The following is a 17,164-nucleotide window of genomic DNA, read 5'->3' as shown; positions in this document are numbered from 1 at the left end:
GACGTATGACCGAAGCACCCAGCATCATCCCCGTGGCGGACAAGGATCGCCTCGACCTCGACCGACTGTCCGCGTGGATGGAGGCGAACGTCGCCGGCTTCACCGGCCCGCTCCGCTACGCCAAGTTCGCTGGCGGCCAGTCCAATCCGACCTATCGGCTCGACAGCCCGTCGGGCGCCTATGTCCTGCGTCGCAAGCCCTTCGGCAAGCTGCTGCCGTCCGCCCATGCGGTGGACCGCGAATATCGCTTGATCGCGGGTCTTTACCCCACCGGCTTCCCTGTCGCCCGCCCTTATGGGCTGTGCGAGGACGAAGACGTCATCGGCGCGGTCTTCTACGTCATGGCGCTGGTGGAGGGGCGCAATCTGTGGGACGGGACGCTGCCGGGCTATACGCCGGATCAGCGCACCGGCGTCTACAATGCGATGGTCGATACGCTCGCCGCGCTCCATACTACCGACTACCAGGCGGCGGGCCTCGGCGACTATGGCAAGCCCGGCAATTACTTCGCCCGCCAGGTCGAACGCTGGACGCGGCAGTACCGCGCCAGCGAGACGGAGACCATGCCGGAGGTCGAGCGGCTGATCGCGTGGCTGCCCCGGACCGTGCCCGACCAGACGCGCACGTCGATCGTGCACGGCGACTATCGCATCGACAACATGATCTTCCACGCGACGGAGCCGCGGGTGGTCGCGGTGCTGGACTGGGAATTGTCGACGCTCGGCGATCCGCTCGCGGACTTCTCCTATTTTCTCATGAGCTGGGTGACCGAGCCGGAGGGGCGTTCGGGGGTGAAGGGGCAGACCGGTCCGGAAACCGGCATCCCCACGATCGAAGACATGGTCGCGCGCTATTGCGCGGCGACGGGGCGTGACGGCGTCCCCGACCTCAATTGGTATTTCGCCTATAACCTCTTCCGCCTCACCGGCATCGTGCAGGGGATCAAGAAGCGGATCGTCGACGGCACCGCGTCCAGCGCGCAGGCGGAACGCTCCGCGGCGCAGGTCTATCGTCTTGCGGCGGCAAGTTGGCATTTTGCAGAGCAGGCGGGCGCTTGATGGGGTTTTCTACCATCAGGTCTTAGATACGATTCGCTGTAAATACCGTGACCTTTGTGACCTTTCAAGAAAGTCAAGCCCTATGTTGTTCGACCTGACCGACAAGGTCGCGATCGTCACCGGCTCCAGCCGCGGCATCGGCAAGGCCAGCGCCATCGAACTCGTCCGCCAGGGCGCGCGGGTGGTCATCTCCAGTCGCAAGCAGGATGCCTGCGAGGCCGTGGTGGCGGAGATCGAGGCGGAATTCGGTCCGGGCCGCGCCCTCGCCATCGCCGCCAGCATCTCCGACAAGGCCGCGCTCCAGACGCTGGTCGACCGCACCCGCGCCGCCTGGGGGCGGATCGACGTGCTGGTCTGCAACGCCGCCTCCAACCCCTATTACGGGCCGCTCGCCGGCATCGCCGACGACCAGTTCCGCAAGATCCTCGACAACAACATCCTCTCCAACCACTGGCTGATCCAGATGGTCGCACCCGAGATGCGGGAGCGTCGCGCAGGCTCGATCGTCATCGTCTCGTCGATCGGCGGGCTCAGGGGCTCGGACGTGATCGGCGCCTACAACGTCTCCAAGGCGGCCGACTTCCAGCTCGCCCGCAACTATGCTGTGGAATACGGTCCCGACAATGTCCGGGTGAACTGCGTCGCGCCTGGCCTGATCAAGACTGACTTCGCCCGCGCGCTCTGGGATACGCCGGAGGCGGAGGCACGCTCCAGCCGGCACACGCCGCTCCGCCGCCTTGGCGATCCCATCGATATCGCGGGTGCGATCGTCTATCTCGCCTCGGACGCCAGTCGCTACATGACCGGGCAGGCGCTCGTCGTCGACGGCGGGGTGACGATCTGATGGCGCGCTTTAATGACAAGTCAATCGTCGTCACCGGTGCCGGCTCCGGGATCGGCCGCGCGGCCGCACGCCTCTTCGCCGCCGAGGGAGCTCGGGTCGTCGTCGCCGACATGACCGACGGCGCGGAGGAGACCGCCGCCCTGATCGCGGAGGCTGGCGGCGCGGCGCAGGCGATCCGGATCGACGCCGGGCGCGAGGAGGACGTGATCCGCGCGATCGCGCTGGCCTGCGACCGGTTCGGCGGCCTGGACGTCATGGTCGCCAATGCCGGCATTTCCGGCGGCCTCGCCAACCTCTTCGATACCGACGTCGCGCTGATCACGGAGGTGCTCCGCGTTAACCTGATCGGACCGTTTCTTGCCGTCAAGCATGCCGCGCCGCGGATCGCCGAGCGTGGCGGCGGTGCGATCGTCCTGACCGCCAGCGTCGCCGGGCTCCGTTCGGGTGCCGGCTCTCCCGCCTATTCCGCCTCCAAGGCGGGCGTCATCAATCTGGCGCAGGTATCGGCACAGCAGCTGTCGGGCAGCAACGTCCGGGTCAACGCGGTCTGTCCCGGACTGACGGAGACGGGCATGACGCAGCCGACGTTCGACTATGCCCGCGACGCCGGCAAGCTCGACCGCGTGGGCCGGCTCAATCCGCTGCGCCGCGGGGCCCAGCCCGAAGAATTGGCGGAGGCCATCGCCTTTCTCGCCTCGGATGCCGCGAGCTACGTCAACGGCCATGCGCTCGTCGTAGACGGGGGACTTTCGACCAGCCATCCGGTGACCCGGCAGGAGTATGGCAAGACCGCCGTATGACTTGATGCCGTCACCATTGGCGCGCAGGATGCTGTGATGACCATCATCCTCGTCGCTGCCATCGCGGCTGCCGTGCAGTCCGCCGCTTCCGCGCCGCCCGCGCCGCCGGTGCCACTTAGGGGAGAATGGCTGCTCGACTGGGTGGCAAGTCCGGTATTGTGCAAGGAAGGCGGACCCCAGGCGCCGGCGCGGGCTGCGGAGCCGCGCCGCACCACCGTCTATTACTCCGGCAATCGCCTGTCCCTGACGATCGACTTCCGGATCGATGCCGCCGGTCGGCCGCTTTCCATTACCAGGCGGAACAAGGACTTCATTCCCGATGCCGACGATCTGGCGCCCGCACTCGCTGCCGCGCGGTTCGTGCCAGGCCAGGAACGGCGCGGCTGCGTTCTGACCTTCACGCCGGATCTCACCCCGGTGTCGAGCGCCCCCCTTGGCGATGTCATGGCGACCTTCATGACTCCGCGCAGCAATCCTCCGCGCAGCTTGTGGGATCGCATCCACGCCGGTGGCGATTGCGGCGATCCCGCCCCCGCCGCGCTGCTGCGCGCCTTCCCGGATTTCAAGCGGTTGCCCGATCAGCCCGGATACCACAGCTGGACGATGATAGGGTTCGACCTGTCGCCAGGTGGCAAGCCTCGCCGGGTCCGGACGATCGGTGGCGATGGTGCGTCCGCGCTCGACACCGCCGGACGCACGGCAGTGGCGCGCTCACGCTTCGAAAAGGGGGCCCACACCGGCTGTACCTATGGCTACTTCAAGGGGCCAGCGATCCTGCCCGCGCCCGCTCCGCCGATGGAGGAGGACTGGCGGCCGGCGGCGGCGACCTGTCCGAAGGACCATGTCTGGGATCGGGCACCGCGTTTCGCCTATCCGCCGAATTATCAGGCGCGCAGCATCGAGGGATGGGCGATCGTGACCTACGATGTCGCCCCCTGGGGTGAGATCGGCAACGTCCATGCGAAGGTCGCGGAGCCGACCGCGGACTTCGGCACTGCCGCCGAAAACATGCTGCGCGCCGCGACCTTCCGGCCGGGACCGGGCTATGTCGGCTGCACCGAGCGCGTGCGCTATCGGATGGGCCGGCCCGGCGAGCATGGCGAGGCCGTGCTGCTGACCGGGACGGATCGGCTGCCGCCACCCGACTGACCGGCCTCGCTCAAACTTTCGGACTGCGCTGGCGGATCAGCCCCTCCTGCGCGACGCTGGCGACGAGCCGGCCATCACGTGTGAAGATGCTGCCTCGGTTCATGCCGCGCGCATGCCCAGCCCAGGGGCTGTCGGTGACGTAGAGCAGCCAGTCGTCGGCGCGGAACGGTTCGTGCAGCCATAGGGCATGGTCGAGGCTGGCGCATTGCATGTCCGGCATCAGCCAGTTGACGCCGTGCGGCATCATCGACGTCGCCATCAACGCCATGTCCGACGCATAGGCCAGCGCGGCACGATGAAGCGTCGGATCGTCGCTGATCGGTGCGGCGACGCGGAACCACGCCGCATTGGTCGGCTCCCGCTTTTCCGGCTGGAACCAGCTGCGCGGATAGAGCGGACGCATCTCGATCGCGTTTTGGCGGCGCAGGAAGAAGGCGCGGATCTTCTCCGGCACCTGGTCGGCGATGGCGAGGCGCAGCTCGCGTTCGGATTTGAGCGCGTCGGGTGGGGGCACGTCGGGCATTGCATCCTGGTGATGCAAGCCTTCTTCCGGCACCTGGAACGACGCGGCGAGATTGAGGATCGGCTGCCCCTTCTGCAAGGCGACCACCCGGCGGGTGGCGAAGCTGCGCCCCTCGAAGTCGCGGATGACGCGAAAGATGATCGGGAAATCCTCATCCCCCGGCCGCATGAAATAGGCGTGGAGGGAGTGTGCGTCCTTGCCCGCCACCGACCGCTGCGCGGCCTGCAGGGCTTGGGCGATGACCTGTCCGCCAAAGACGCGACCGCGGCCGCCCGGCTGGCGCGCGCCACGATACAGATCGGTGTCGATCTCCTCGACATCGAGCAGCGCCACCAGCATCGCCGCGAGTTCCTCGGGCGACTTCTGGGGCGGCCCGAGATCGGAAGAGAGGGAGTCGTCGTTCATCAATATCCCGCATTCCTTGCCAGGCGGTCGGCATGGAAGCCGATGTCGCCGAACATCTCAGCGAGCACACGGGCCCGCTTCATGTAAAAGCCGACGTCATACTCATCCGTCATGCCGATGCCACCATGCATCTGCACCGCCTCCTGAACGGAAAGCGTCGTCGCCATCCCGCTCATCGCCTTGGCCACCGACACCGCCTCATCCGCAGCGTCGCTGCCGGCATCGAGCAGCTGCTGCGCCTTCAGCACCGCGGCCCGCGCGACCTCCATCTCGCTGTAGAGGTGGGCTGCGCGGTGCTGAAGCGCCTGGAAGCCGCCGATCGGCACGCCGAACTGCTTGCGCTGTTTGAGGTAGCCTATGGTCATGTCCATGGCGCCGCCACCGACGCCGATCAGCTCCGCCGCGGCGCCCGTCCGTCCCGCCCGGAGCAAGCGGTCCAAGGGGGCGCGGCCCGCGTCGACCTCCCCGATAACGGCGTCGGCATCCACCATCACGCCATCGAACGTCAGCCGGGCCGCAAGGCTGGCATCGGTCAGTCGTTCGGGCGTGGCGGAAAGGCCCGCAGCATCGCGCGGCACGGCGAACAGTGTGACACCGCCTTCGTCGTCTGCACGTCCAGACGTGCGGGCCGCCACGATCAGCAAGTCCGCGACATGGCCATGCGCGACGAACTGCTTGGTGCCCGACAAGCGGAAACCATTGCCCGCCCGCTCCGCCTTCATCGCGATCGAGGAACGATGCTTGGGCCCCTCATCGATCGCCAATGCCGCGACGGTATCGCCCGCGACGATACGCGGTAACCATGCATTCGCCTGCGCGCTGCCCTTCAATGCCTCGACCGCGGCGACTGCGGTGGCGAGAAACGGCGATGGCGACAGGTTTCGGCCGATCTCCTCCAGCACGACCCCTGCCTCGACATGACCGAGGCCCATGCCGCCATGATCTTCGCCGACGAGGATGCCGGTGAAACCCATCTCGGCGAATTGCTTCCACAGGTCGCGAGAGAAGCCGGTGGGATCGTCCGCGTCGCGCAGGGATCGCAGATGCGAGACGGGAGCGTGTTCGGCGACGAACTCCCTAGCCGTATCGCGCAGCATCGTCTGTTCGTCGTTGAGGTAGAGAGGCATCGTTTTCTCCTTGGCCCCCTCCTTGCCGGGAGGGGGGTGGGTGAGGGCGGGTCGACGCGTACAGATCGCGACCCCGCCCTCAGCCGTTCGCCGCTGCGCGGCTTCTGTCCCTTGGGTCCCGAATCGGGGCCGTCGTTACGCGCCCGGCAGCTCCAGGATGCGCTTGGCGATGATGTTGAGCTGGATCTCGCTGGTCCCGCCCTCGATGGAATTGGCCTTGGTGCGCAGCCAGGCGCGGGCGCCCGCCCCGTGGTTGGAGGCCTCGCTTTCCCATTCGAGCGCATCCGATCCACCCGCCGCCATCATCAGCTCGTGGCGATCCTTGTTGAGCTCCGTCCCGACGTATTTCATCATGCTCGGCTGCGCGGGATGCGCACGGCCGGCCTTTAGTTCGTCGATGAACCGCTCGCTCATCGATCCGAAGGCGCGGGCGCGGACCTCAAACAAGGCGATCTGGCTCCGGAGCACCGGATCCGCGAGTCGCCCGTCATGATCAAGGCCCACGGTCGCGATGGCGCCCTCAATGAGTGGGTTGCGGCCGCCGCCTGCCAGTCCCATGCCACTGATCATCTCCCGCTCGTGCCCGAGCAGGTATTTGGCGACATCCCAGCCCTTGTTCTCCTCATGCACGCGATTCGCCTTGGGCACCTTCACATTGTCGAAGAAGGTCTCGCAGAAGGGCGAATAACCGCTGATCAGCAGGATCGGCTTGGTCGAAACCCCCGGCGTTTCCATATCGAACAGAACGAAGCTGATGCCGCCCTGCTTGGATGCCTTGCTGGTGCGCACCAGGCAGAAGATCCAGTCGGCCTTGTCCGCGTAGCTGGTCCACACCTTCTGCCCGTTGACCACATAATGATCGCCGGCATCCTCCGCGCTCGTCGCGAGACCGGCGAGGTCGCTGCCCGCATTGGGTTCGGAATAGCCCTGGCACCAGCGGATCTCGCCGCGCGCGATCTTCGGTAGATGCTCCAGTTTCTGCGCCTCGCTACCATATTTCAGCAGCGCCGGCCCGAGCATCGAGATCCCGAACGAACTGAGCGGGATGCGCGCCCGTATCGCCGCCATCTCCTCCCGCAGCACCTTGGTCTCGGCCGCCGTAAGGCCGCCGCCGCCATATTCCTTGGGCCAATCCGGAACGGTCCAGCCACGGTCCGCCATGACCTTCAGCCATTCAGCCTGCGCGGGATTGGCCGAGGGGTCGTAGCGCCGGCCGCCCCAGCAGACGTCGGCATCGGAACGGATGGGCTCGCGCATCTCGGGAGGGCAGTTCGCATCTAGCCACGCGCGTGTTTCGGTACGGAAGTTCTCGAGGTCGGTCATGATCCTGTTCCCTTTCGTCAACCCTGCTCTAGGCAGGTGACGGGCACGTGATTGGCTTACTTGATGGTGCCGCTCTTCAGGCTCTGCGCCACGGCGAAGCCATGCTTTTCCAGGCCCGCGACGACCTTTTCATAACCCTCGGTCTTGGCCCAGAACATCGGTCCGCCGCGGTAGACGGGCCAGCCGTAGCCATAGATCCAGACGACATCGACATCCGATGCGCGTTGTGCCTTGCCCTCTTCAAGGATCAGCGCGCCTTCGTTGACCATCGGGTACAGCGTCCGCTCGACGATCTCCTCGTCCGTGACCTCGTGCTGCGGTATCCCCGTCTTGTCGCGCCACTCCTGGATGATTTCGGCGACGCGGGGCGAGGGGGTCGGGTTCCGCTTCTCGTCATAGTCATAAAATCCGGCCTGCTTCTTCTGACCCCAACGGCCTTCCGCCGCCAATGCGTCGCGGATATTCTCGATACGGTTGGGATCGCGGTGCCAGCCGATGTCGACACCCGCCAGGTCCGCCATCTGAAACGGCCCCATCGGCATGCCGAAGGCGACATGGACGCGGTCGATCTGCTCGGGAGTCGCGCCTTCCAGCAGCAGCTTGTTCGCCTCGACCTGCCGCGGCATCAGCATGCGGTTGCCGATGAATCCATAGGTGACGCCGGCGACCACCGCGATTTTCCTGATCTTTTTGGCCAGGGCCATGACCGTGGCCAGCACATCGGGCGCCGTCTTGGCGCCGCGCACCACCTCGAGCAGCTTCATGACGTTGGCAGGCGAGAAGAAGTGCATGCCCACCACATCTTCGGGTCGCTTGGTACAGGCCGCGATCTCGTCGATGTCGAGGTAGGAGGTGTTGGAGGCTAGAATCGCCCCATCCTTGGCGATGCCGTCGAGCCGCGCGAAGATGTCCTTCTTCACGTCCATATTCTCGTACACGGCCTCGATGATCAGGTCGCACTCCCGCAGGGACTCGAAGTCGAGCGTCGGCGACAACGCGTTCATGGCGGCGTCGACCTGCTCCGGCTTCATGCGTCCTTTGGCGGCGGTGGCTTCGTAGTTCTTGCGGATGACGCCGGTGCCGCGGTCGAGCGCCTCCTGTGCCATTTCGACGATGGTCACGGGGATGCCCGCCGACAGGAAGTTCATTGCAATACCGCCGCCCATCGTCCCCGCGCCGATCACCCCGACGCGGCTGATCGGGCGCAGTGCGATATTGGCGGGGATGTCGTCGATCTTGGCCGCCTGGCGCTCCGCGAAGAAGATGTGGCGCTGCGCGGCGGACTGAGTGCCCATCATCAGTTTCATGAACTCGGCGCGTTCGAATGCGATGCCCTCGGCGAACGGGACTTCGGTCGCCTTGACGACGCAGGCGATATTGGCCGCAGGCGCCTCGAAGCCGCGGAAGCGCCGGGCATTGTCCTTACGAAACGCTTCGACGGCGGCGGGATCGGCCTGTGCGCTCTTGTCGGAGGCGCGCGGGATCGGACGCTTGGCGGCGACTTCGCGGGCGAAGGCGATAGCGTCCGCCTCCAGGCTGTCTTCGCCGACGATCTTGTCGATCAGCCCGGCGGCTTCGGCCTTCTTCGCGGAGATCGGATCGCCCTTTGCCGTCATCTCGAGCGCGAGCGGCACGCCGGCCAGCCGAGGCAGCCGCTGCGTGCCGCCTGCGCCCGGCAGCAGGCCCAGCTTCACCTCCGGCGTACCGAGCTTCGCGGACGGCACCGCGACGCGATAGTGGCAGCCGAGCGCCACCTCGCAGCCGCCGCCGAGGGCGGTGCCGTGGATAGCCGCGACCACGGGCTTGGTGCATGCCTCGATCATATCGACCACCGCCGGCAACATCGGCTCGACGGGAGGCTTGCCGAACTCGGTGATGTCGGCACCGGCGAAGAAGGTGCGGCCGTCGCAGCGAATCACCATCGCCGTGATCGAACCGTCCGCCTCGCCCTCCTTGATCGCGGCTTCCAGGCCCTGTCGTACCGCAGCGCCCAGTGCGTTGACCGGCGGGTTGTCGGAGATGACGAGGAGGACGTCGTCGTGGCGTTCGGTGCGGATCGGCGAGGACATGGCAAAGGCTCCAGAAGGTCTTGAATCAGTTGAGAGCGGCGTAGATCATCGTCTTGAGTTCACGCCGGATCGGGTACAGGCCGGACGGGCTCAGTTGGGTCATGAACACCATATGCAGCCGCTCGACCGGGTCGATGAAGAAGGCGGTCGAGAACATGCCGCCCCAGTAATATTCCCCCTTCGATCCCGGCATCATCGTTCGCGCGACATCCTGCGTCACGGCGAAACCGAGGCCGAACCCCGTGCCTGCATTCTGCGTCTCGCTAAACAGCGACCGCGACAGGCTCGACAGGTCCTTCCCGCCCGGCAGGTGATTCATCGTCATGAGATCGAGCGTCTTGCGGCTGACAAGGCGGGCGCCGTCCAGCGTGCCGCCATTTTCGCAGAGGCGGCAGAAGCGATGGTAATCCAGTGCGGTCGAAACCAGGCCGCCGCCACCCGACAGGAGCTTCGGCCGACGGCTCCAGGCGCTAGCGCTGCCGCGGTCGTGCAGCACGCGGCCCTTGCCCTCGACGAACGTCCAGCAATCCGTCAGCCTGCCCAGCTTGTCATCCGGCACCTGGAAGAAGGTGTCGTGCATGCCGAGCGGGGCGAAGATCCGGTCGTGAAAGAAGACATCGAGCGTCTGCCCTGATACTCGCTCGATCACGGCACCCAGCGCGTCCGTGGCGACCGAGTAGTTCCACGCTTCCCCGGGGGAGAATTCAAGCGGAAGCTGCGCGAGCGCGGCGACGAAACCGTCGAGATCCAGATTGCCGTGCCAGCTTTCGATCCGTCCCTCGCGATAGGCCGCGTCGATGTTCGATCGGTTCTGGAACCCATAGGTCAGGCCGGCGGTGTGGCGCAGCAGGTCGAGCATGCGCATCGGCTCGGCCGTCGGCCGGGTCAGGAACGGCACGCCACCGCCACCGCCATTGTAGACACCGATGGTCTTGAACTCGGGGAGGACGTGGTGGACCGGTGTATCGACCGCCACCTTGCCCTCCTCGACGAGCATCATGAACGCGAGCGACGTGATCGGCTTGGTCATCGAGGCGATGCGGAACAGCGATCTCTCGTCGACCGCCGCGCCGCCCTCCCGCGCCGCGCCCTGATGCGAGAAGTGAACGATCTTCCCATCGCGGGCGATCAGGAGCTGCGCGTGGGGCAGGCGGCCGGACGCCAGATAGCGGTCAGCGATGAAGGCGTCGATCGCCGCCAGCCGAGCGGGGTCGAAGCCATGCATCGCTGGGCTCTCGCTGATCATCCTCATCCCATACCCTGATTTCGAAGCTGGACTTGTATCGCCTTGAGCGCCGTGCAAATCAACAGTAACCTTGCATCGAAACGCGATTGTCAGCGTCGACAGGAGAGGCAGAACCGATGGCCAGCGACCCGATCGTTCCCCTTCCATCTTCATGGCCGGCGATGTCGATGGACGCCGTCGCCACGCTGCTTACCGCGCCCGGCGCCCCGTTCGAGATGGAGACGGTGCCGATCCGCGGACTGGCCACGCGCGTCTGGAAGAACGCGCCCGCGTCGATCCGCGAGCTACTGCAGGCCAGCCGCGCGCACGGCGACCGGATCTTCCTGGTACTCGAGGACGACCGCGTGACGTTCGAGGCCTTCTACCGCGCGACGGCGAGGCTTGCGGAGCATCTCGTCGAGGCGGGGGTGGGGAAGGGTGATCGCGTCGCCGTGGCGATGCGCAACCTGCCCGAATGGCCGGTCGCCTTCTTCGCCGCGGCGGCGATCGGCGCGATCGTCGTGCCGCTCAATGCCTGGTGGACGGGCGCCGAGCTCGAATACGGGCTGGCCGACTCGGCGACGAAGCTGCTGATCGTTGACGCGGAGCGGCATGCACGCCTGGCAGACCATTATCCGGCCTTGCCCGCGCTCGACCGGGTCATCGTCGCCCGCAGCCGTGAACCGTCCCCCGGGGTCGAGCGGCTCGAGGCGGTGATCGGCGCGCCCAACGACTGGGCTTTTCTTCCGGAGACGCCGCTGCCGCCGGTGACGATCGAGCCCGAGGACGACGCGACCATCTTCTACACCAGCGGCACGACGGGTGCGCCCAAGGGGGCATTGGGCACGCACCGCAACATCATGACCAACATCCTGTCGAGCGCCTTCACCGCGGCGCGGAGCCATCTGCGCCGGGGCGAGATGCCGCCCGAGCCCGCGCCGCGCGTCTCGCTGGGCGTCATCCCGCTGTTCCATGTCACCGGTTGCTCGGCCGGGCTGATGGGCATGGTCGCCAGCGGCTCGACGCTTGTCATGATGCGCAAGTGGGACGCGGGCCAGGCGCTGGCGCTGATCGAGCGCGAGCGGGTGACGATGACCGGCGGCGTGCCGACGATCGCCTGGCAACTGCTTGAGCATCCCGACCGCGGCCGATACGATCTCTCCTCGCTCGAGACGATCGCCTATGGCGGGGCGCCGTCCGCGCCCGAGCTGGTCCGGCGCATCCATGAGGAGTTCGGCGCGCTGCCCGGCAACGGCTGGGGCATGACCGAGACGATGGCGACGGTGACGCAGCACGGCGGCGAGGATTATCTCAACCGCCCGGACAGCGCCGGCGCCCCTGTCGCGACCGCCGACCTGCAGATCCGTGGCGAGGACGGCGTCACCGTGCTGCCGCCGGGCGAGATCGGCGAATTGTGGGCGCGCGGGCCGATGGTCGTGAAGGGCTATTGGAACAAGCCCGAGGCGACGGCGGCGACCTTCGTCGACGGCTGGGTGCGCACCGGCGACCTTGCCCGGCTCGACGAAGAGGGCTTCCTGTTCATCGCCGACCGGGCGAAGGACATGGTCATCCGCGGCGGCGAGAACATCTATTCGATCGAGGTCGAGAATGTCCTCTATGCCCATCCGTCGGTGACCGACGCCGCGCTGGTCGGCATCCCGCACCGTGTGCTGGGCGAGGAGCCGGTGGCGGTGGTCCATCTGTGTCCCGGCTGCGTCGCGACCGAGGCGGAACTGCAGGCCTGGGTGCGCGAGCGCCTCGCCGCGTTCAAGGTGCCGGTCGCGATCCGCTTCCTGCCGGAACCGCTGCCGCGCAACGCCAACGGCAAGATCCTGAAGACCACGCTCAAGACGCTGTTCGCGGACCGTGCCGTGGCTGCCTGACGCGGGCGCCGCGGACGATGCAAGAAGCAGGGTTGCGTAGCGGAAAAATGCGCTAGAGCAGGGTTATGATCGACGACCCCGTGCCCGTCCGCCAACCCGCCCTCTCCCCGGAGGACGAAGCGGCGCTGGGCGCGCCGCTGGTCCCGGGGCGCGACGAGATCGGCAGGATCGCGCAGCGGCGCGACCGGCTGCTCGCCGCGCTGACGCTGATCGCGGGCATCGGGCTGGTCGCGGGCATCCCCTTCGCGCTCAAGTCCGGCGCCGAATTCTTCCTGCCGCTGACCGCCGCGTTGGTCATCGCGATCGCGCTGGTACCGGTACTGGAATGGCTGGAGCGTCGGCGCCTGCCGTCGGCGCTCGCGGCGCTGCTGTGCGTACTGGTCTTCCTGCTGGTCGCCAATGTAGCGATCGCGGCGATCGTGGTGCCCGCCACCGACTTCTTCCAGCTGCTGCCCAGCCGGATCATGCGCATCCAGCACAATCTGTCGCCACTGCTCGACCTCTATTCGACGCTCGAGAAGTCGGTGAACAAGCTTTTCCGGCAGATCGCCTCCGCGCCGCCGCGCCAGCCGCAGACCGCCGCCGTGTCGCCGCCCAGCTCGATCCTGGAGCTCGCCGCGACCTCCGCGCCGACGGTGATCATCCAGTTCTTCTTCGGCGTCCTGATCGTCTACTTTTTCCTGTCGGGCTGGACGCGCATGCGCCGCCGGACGATCACCGGACGAACCAGCTTCGACGGAGCGATGGCGACCGCGCGGGTCATCCAGGACGTGGTCGACGACGTATCGGCCTATCTGGGCACGATCACGCTGATCAACATCACGCTCGGCTGCGTCGTCGCGGCCGCGCTCTACTTCATCGGCATGCCATCGCCGCTGATGTGGGGCGGGATCGTGACCCTGCTCAACTACGTCCCCTATTTCGGCCCGATCCTGGCGGCGTTCCTGCTGGCGGTGGGCGGCATGATGACCTTCACCGACATCTGGGTCGCGATGCTGCCGCCGGCGGTCATGATCGGCTGCCACCTGGTCGAGGCGAATGCGATCACCCCGCTGATCGTCGGACACCGGCTGACGATCAGCCCCCTGATGATCCTCGTCTCGCTCAGCTTCTGGGGCTGGGTCTGGGGGACGGCAGGCGCGCTGCTGGCGGTACCGCTGCTGATCATCATCCAGACCGTGATCGGCGCGGCGGGCAAGCCCGACATCGCCGGATTTCTCTTCGAGCATGGCACGCTGGTGCATCAGGAACGCGCGCGGCGGCGGCGAAACGAACGTGTCGACGACCCTCCCGAAGAATAGGCCGTTGACACCCCTGCGACCATCGCCTAGTCGGCGCGCCTCAACGCTTCCAAGCGGGTGTAGCTCAGTTGGTTAGAGCGCCGGCCTGTCACGCCGGAGGTCGCGGGTTCGAGCCCCGTCACTCGCGCCACCTCTCACGAGGTGGCCGGATCTGCCGAGAAAACGCATAGCGCCATGCGCCGCGTGTCGTACACGCGGGTGTAGCTCAGTTGGTTAGAGCGCCGGCCTGTCACGCCGGAGGTCGCGGGTTCGAGCCCCGTCACTCGCGCCACGCCCCAAAAGAGGGCGTTTGTTTCCGGATTGTTTCCGGAAGGTCGCAAAAGTCGCACACGTTTGGTGGTTTTGCCGTCGCCATAAGGCGCGGGCAGAGAGACAGCGCCCGTCCGCCTAATGACGACGCGTCATGTTCGGATCCCCGGCATGGGGTGAGAAAGAGGACGCCCGGTCCTAGCATTCCCTTAACACAGATCAGGCGAAAAGTACAGGCGCGTCAGCGCCAGCGGCCCGTCTCCATCCAGCGCAGCAGCGGCTTGAGCGGTGCGATCCAGACGATGCCGGTGACGAGATAGAAGGGCAGTTGCAGCCACCATGCCCAGCCGCCGACGACCGGCGACAGGCTTGCGATGACGACGCACCAGATCGCGATCAACGCCAGAATGGCGAACATGCCGGCGGGCTTGCGCCATGTCGGGGTCACGGGACTATCCACTCCGATTCGGTGACGATGGCGTGCAGTGGCACGTCCCATGGGTCGGGGGCCAGTGCCGCCGTCTCCTGGACGGACCAGGCGACGCCGATTCGCCACGCATGCGGATGGCGGGCGAAGGCGCGATCATAGTGGCCGGCCCCCTGACCCAGGCGATTGCCGCGGCGGTCGAAGCCGACGAGGGGCGTCAGGATGATGTCGGGCGCGCGCTCGTGCGGCGAATCGGCAGGCTGGCGCAAGCCGAACGGGCCGGCGACGAGCGGGGCCTCCGTATCCCAGGCGAGGAACCGGATCGGGGAGATGCGATCGACGACGTGCGGCAGCGCGACGACGCAACCCGCGGCCATTGCGGCATGGACGAGGGGGAGGGGGTCGGCCTCGCTGCCGACCGGCACGTAGCTGGCGAGCGTCAGCCCCGGCGACAGATGCGCCAGAAAGGCAGGCGAGGGCGAAACGACGCCATCGCGCGCGAAGCCGTCGCGAACAGCGCGCAGACGGGCTCGAAGCGCTCGCTTGTCGGTCATGCCGGCGTCGTCGGGCCCGAAGCGCCCGCGCACGCCGGACGCGGCCCCGAGCGACCGCTGCCGTGCGCCGTGCGCGGTGTCGCGCACCCAGTCCCTGCCGTTCGCATCTGCGAGGTCATTGCGGCGCCGACCCACAGTCCGCGATGCCGCCGATCGGCGCGCGACGCTCCACGGATCGCGACGACCCGGATCGATAGGGCATTCTGAGAGGAAGAGCCTGCATCATGTCCGCCATCGCGGTGCGGGATCAGGGGGCGGGTGGCGGGACCGCCATGGCCGTTTGCCATCATATCCACCGACGCCCAATACGTCAGGTGGGGACCATGTGCGTCAGGCCAGGGCCTGGGCAGGGACAGCCCCCGTGGATGAAGAATAGCCTCAGGGATTATCAAGGCTCGTACCGGGCAGAACCCGCCGCCCACCTATCTAGGCGCTCGGCGGCGTCTGCTCAAGGGCATCCGCAAGCGTTTCCAGACGATCCGCGATGCGGGCGAGCGCGGCCTCGCTGACAGCCGCGCCTTCGGGCGCGCGATTGCGGCTTTCGTCGAGCGCGTCGGCCAGCATCAGGGCGACGAACAGCATCGCGCGCTCGCCGGGTATGTTCGCGGCGGCGCGCAGGCCGGCCGGCCACAGTTCCGCGACCATCCTGCCGAGCTGCGTCAGGCGCGCCTCCTCGCCGTCGCGACAGGCGATGGCGTGGTGGCGGCCGCCGATGTCGAGCGTGACCTGCGCCATCAGGCGGCGGTGCCCCGGGCGATCACCTCGTCGAGCGCGCTCACCGCCTCCGCCATTCGTGCCTTGAGCGCGGCATGGCGGCGGGCAAGCGCGTCGCCGGCGCGCGCGCGCGCGTCGATCGCCGCCTCGATCCGGGCGATGGCGGCGTCGATACGGTCTACGGCGGAAGGATCGTCGGGCATTTCGAGGGAGGTAGGCGCGCTTCCCGGTGGCGGCAAGCGGGCAATCGCGCGTGCGGCGACGGGTGGGGGGATTTGCGCGAAGATGCGAGGCGTCGGGCATGCGGCCGCAAGCGTCCGCGGCTCCGCATGACCCATAATGACCCGCGACGGGCCGGCGCCGGTTGACAGCGGTACCCCCGTCCCCGCAAAGGCGCATCCGTCCGGCGCGAGCCCTTCTTTCGGCGTCGCGCTGCATCCCAAGAGGAGAGTCAGGATGACGGTGAAGGTTGCGATCAACGGCTTCGGACGGATCGGCCGCCTGGTCGCGCGCGCGATGATCGAGCGCGGCGGCGACGCGCTGGAACTGGTCGCGATCAACGACCTGGCCGATGCCAAGTCCAACGCCTGGCTGTTCAGCCGCGACAGCGTGCATGGCAAGTATCCGGGCACCGTCACCGCCGAGGGCAACGACCTGGTGATCGACGGCAAGCGCATCCGCGTCACCGCCGAGCGCGACCCCGCCAATCTGCCGCACAAGGAACTGGGCGTCGACCTAGTGCTGGAATGCACCGGCTTCTTCACCGATCGTACCTCGTGCCAGAAGCATCTCGACGCCGGCGCCAAGAAGGTGCTGATCTCCGCGCCCGGCAAGAACGTCGACCTGACCGTCGTCTATGGCGTCAACCACGACAAGCTGACCGGCGAGCACACGATCGTCTCGAACGCGTCGTGCACGACCAACTGCCTGGCGCCGGTCGCCAAGGTGCTGAACGATGCGATCGGGATCGAGCGCGGCCTGATGACGACGGTCCACGCCTATACCAACGACCAGAAGATCCTCGACCAGATCCACCCGGACCTGCGCCGCGCGCGTGCGGCCGCCATGTCGATGATCCCCACGACCACCGGCGCGGCGCGCGCGGTAGGCGAGGTGCTGCCCGAGCTGAAGGGCAAGCTGGACGGATCGGCGATCCGCGTGCCGGTGCCCGACGTCAGCCTCGTCGACCTGACCTTCACCCCCGCGCGCGACGTGACCAAGGACGAGGTCAACGCCTTGCTCAAGGCGGCGGCCGAGGACGGGCCGCTGAAGGGCGTGCTGGTCTATTCGGACGAGCCGCTGGTCTCGATCGACCTGATGCATTCGCCGCAATCGTCGACCGTCGACAGCCTGGAGACGGCGGTGATCGACGGCAAGCTGGTGCGCGTCGTCAGCTGGTACGACAACGAATGGGGCTTCTCCAACCGCATGGTCGACACGGCCACGGCGATGGCGAAGTTCCTGTAAAGACGCCGCGGTGCATGACGACATCGTCATCGCGAGCATAGCGAGG

At 67.1% G+C, this 17,164-nt stretch carries 16 protein-coding genes and 2 tRNA genes; 9 read left to right on the top strand and 9 right to left on the bottom strand.

What is annotated here, in order from left to right; translation table 11 throughout:
- Nucleotides 1-5: 5 nt before the first annotated feature.
- From RF701_RS04750 to RF701_RS04735, 4 genes are all read left to right on the top strand, one after another.
- A complete protein-coding gene (locus RF701_RS04750; protein WP_210358422.1) occupies nucleotides 6-1,058 on the top strand; it encodes a phosphotransferase family protein in 1,053 nt (350 codons plus the stop codon).
- 82 nt (nucleotides 1,059-1,140) lie between these two features.
- Nucleotides 1,141-1,902, top strand: coding sequence for an SDR family oxidoreductase (locus RF701_RS04745; RefSeq protein WP_210358423.1), 762 nt, complete (start codon nucleotides 1,141-1,143; stop codon nucleotides 1,900-1,902).
- Nucleotides 1,902-2,702 carry an SDR family oxidoreductase gene (locus RF701_RS04740; RefSeq protein ID WP_308814243.1) on the top strand — a complete coding sequence of 267 codons (801 nt, stop codon included), beginning with the start codon at nucleotides 1,902-1,904 and terminating at the stop codon, nucleotides 2,700-2,702. Before RF701_RS04745 ends, RF701_RS04740 begins: the two co-directional genes overlap by 1 nt.
- 36 nt (nucleotides 2,703-2,738) lie before the next feature.
- Nucleotides 2,739-3,851: a hypothetical protein gene (locus RF701_RS04735; protein ID WP_308814242.1), complete on the top strand. Its 1,113-nt coding sequence runs from the start codon at nucleotides 2,739-2,741 to the stop codon at nucleotides 3,849-3,851.
- A 10-nt stretch (nucleotides 3,852-3,861) separates the two neighbouring features.
- On the opposite strand, the gene RF701_RS04730 is transcribed toward RF701_RS04735, so the two are convergent.
- The 5 genes from RF701_RS04730 to RF701_RS04710 all read right to left on the bottom strand — a co-directional run bounded on the left by RF701_RS04730 (nucleotide 3,862) and on the right by RF701_RS04710 (nucleotide 10,550).
- Nucleotides 3,862-4,779 (bottom strand): acyl-CoA thioesterase II, encoded by a 918-nt coding sequence (locus RF701_RS04730; protein ID WP_308814241.1) that lies wholly within the window; start codon nucleotides 4,777-4,779, stop codon nucleotides 3,862-3,864.
- Complete coding sequence (locus tag RF701_RS04725; protein ID WP_210358426.1) at nucleotides 4,779-5,906, bottom strand: acyl-CoA dehydrogenase family protein; 1,128 nt, start codon at nucleotides 5,904-5,906, stop codon at nucleotides 4,779-4,781. Before RF701_RS04725 ends, RF701_RS04730 begins: the two co-directional genes overlap by 1 nt.
- 135 nt (nucleotides 5,907-6,041) lie before the next feature.
- Nucleotides 6,042-7,229, bottom strand: a complete 1,188-nt coding sequence (locus tag RF701_RS04720; RefSeq protein WP_246848255.1) for an acyl-CoA dehydrogenase family protein — start codon at nucleotides 7,227-7,229, stop codon at nucleotides 6,042-6,044.
- Nucleotides 7,230-7,285: 56 nt separating this feature from the next.
- Nucleotides 7,286-9,298, bottom strand: coding sequence for a 3-hydroxyacyl-CoA dehydrogenase NAD-binding domain-containing protein (locus RF701_RS04715; RefSeq protein WP_308814240.1), 2,013 nt, complete (start codon nucleotides 9,296-9,298; stop codon nucleotides 7,286-7,288).
- A 25-nt stretch (nucleotides 9,299-9,323) separates the two neighbouring features.
- Nucleotides 9,324-10,550, bottom strand: a complete 1,227-nt coding sequence (locus RF701_RS04710; protein ID WP_374758592.1) for a serine hydrolase domain-containing protein — start codon at nucleotides 10,548-10,550, stop codon at nucleotides 9,324-9,326.
- 110 nt (nucleotides 10,551-10,660) lie between these two features.
- Between RF701_RS04710 and RF701_RS04705 the strand changes: the two genes are divergently transcribed.
- The 4 genes from RF701_RS04705 to RF701_RS04690 all read left to right on the top strand — a co-directional run bounded on the left by RF701_RS04705 (nucleotide 10,661) and on the right by RF701_RS04690 (nucleotide 13,978).
- Nucleotides 10,661-12,406 (top strand): class I adenylate-forming enzyme family protein, encoded by a 1,746-nt coding sequence (locus tag RF701_RS04705; RefSeq protein WP_308814239.1) that lies wholly within the window; start codon nucleotides 10,661-10,663, stop codon nucleotides 12,404-12,406.
- Nucleotides 12,407-12,471: 65 nt separating this feature from the next.
- On the top strand, nucleotides 12,472-13,707 hold the full coding sequence (locus RF701_RS04700) for an AI-2E family transporter (RefSeq protein ID WP_308814238.1): 1,236 nt from the start codon (nucleotides 12,472-12,474) through the stop codon (nucleotides 13,705-13,707).
- A gap of 53 nt (nucleotides 13,708-13,760) precedes the next feature.
- Nucleotides 13,761-13,837: transfer RNA gene (locus RF701_RS04695), tRNA-Asp, on the top strand.
- Nucleotides 13,838-13,901: 64 nt separating this feature from the next.
- Nucleotides 13,902-13,978 (top strand) — tRNA-Asp (locus RF701_RS04690).
- A 219-nt stretch (nucleotides 13,979-14,197) separates the two neighbouring features.
- Here the strand turns inward: RF701_RS04690 and RF701_RS04685 are convergent.
- The 4 genes from RF701_RS04685 to RF701_RS04670 form a co-directional block, all read right to left on the bottom strand.
- Nucleotides 14,198-14,404: a DUF2842 domain-containing protein gene (locus RF701_RS04685; protein ID WP_308814237.1), complete on the bottom strand. Its 207-nt coding sequence runs from the start codon at nucleotides 14,402-14,404 to the stop codon at nucleotides 14,198-14,200.
- A complete protein-coding gene (locus RF701_RS04680; protein WP_308814236.1) occupies nucleotides 14,401-14,937 on the bottom strand; it encodes a 5-formyltetrahydrofolate cyclo-ligase in 537 nt (178 codons plus the stop codon). Before RF701_RS04680 ends, RF701_RS04685 begins: the two co-directional genes overlap by 4 nt.
- A gap of 426 nt (nucleotides 14,938-15,363) precedes the next feature.
- Entirely contained in the window at nucleotides 15,364-15,672 is a 309-nt protein-coding gene (locus RF701_RS04675) for a cell division protein ZapA (protein ID WP_308814235.1), read from the bottom strand.
- The gene (locus tag RF701_RS04670; protein ID WP_203310936.1) at nucleotides 15,672-15,854 is read right to left on the bottom strand and encodes a hypothetical protein; all 183 of its coding nucleotides are present in this window, start codon (nucleotides 15,852-15,854) and stop codon (nucleotides 15,672-15,674) included. Before RF701_RS04670 ends, RF701_RS04675 begins: the two co-directional genes overlap by 1 nt.
- Nucleotides 15,855-16,107: 253 nt before the next feature.
- Between RF701_RS04670 and gap the strand changes: the two genes are divergently transcribed.
- Entirely contained in the window at nucleotides 16,108-17,118 is a 1,011-nt protein-coding gene (gene gap, locus RF701_RS04665) for a type I glyceraldehyde-3-phosphate dehydrogenase (RefSeq protein ID WP_203310937.1), read from the top strand.
- The last annotated feature ends 46 nt before the right edge of the window (nucleotides 17,119-17,164 follow it).

Source organism: Sphingomonas sp. GV3, from assembly GCF_031082075.1.
GTDB lineage: Bacteria > Pseudomonadota > Alphaproteobacteria > Sphingomonadales > Sphingomonadaceae > Sphingomonas > Sphingomonas beigongshangi.
Note: the sequence above shows the minus strand (reverse complement) of the source record. Positions and strands in the feature narration are given on the sequence as shown.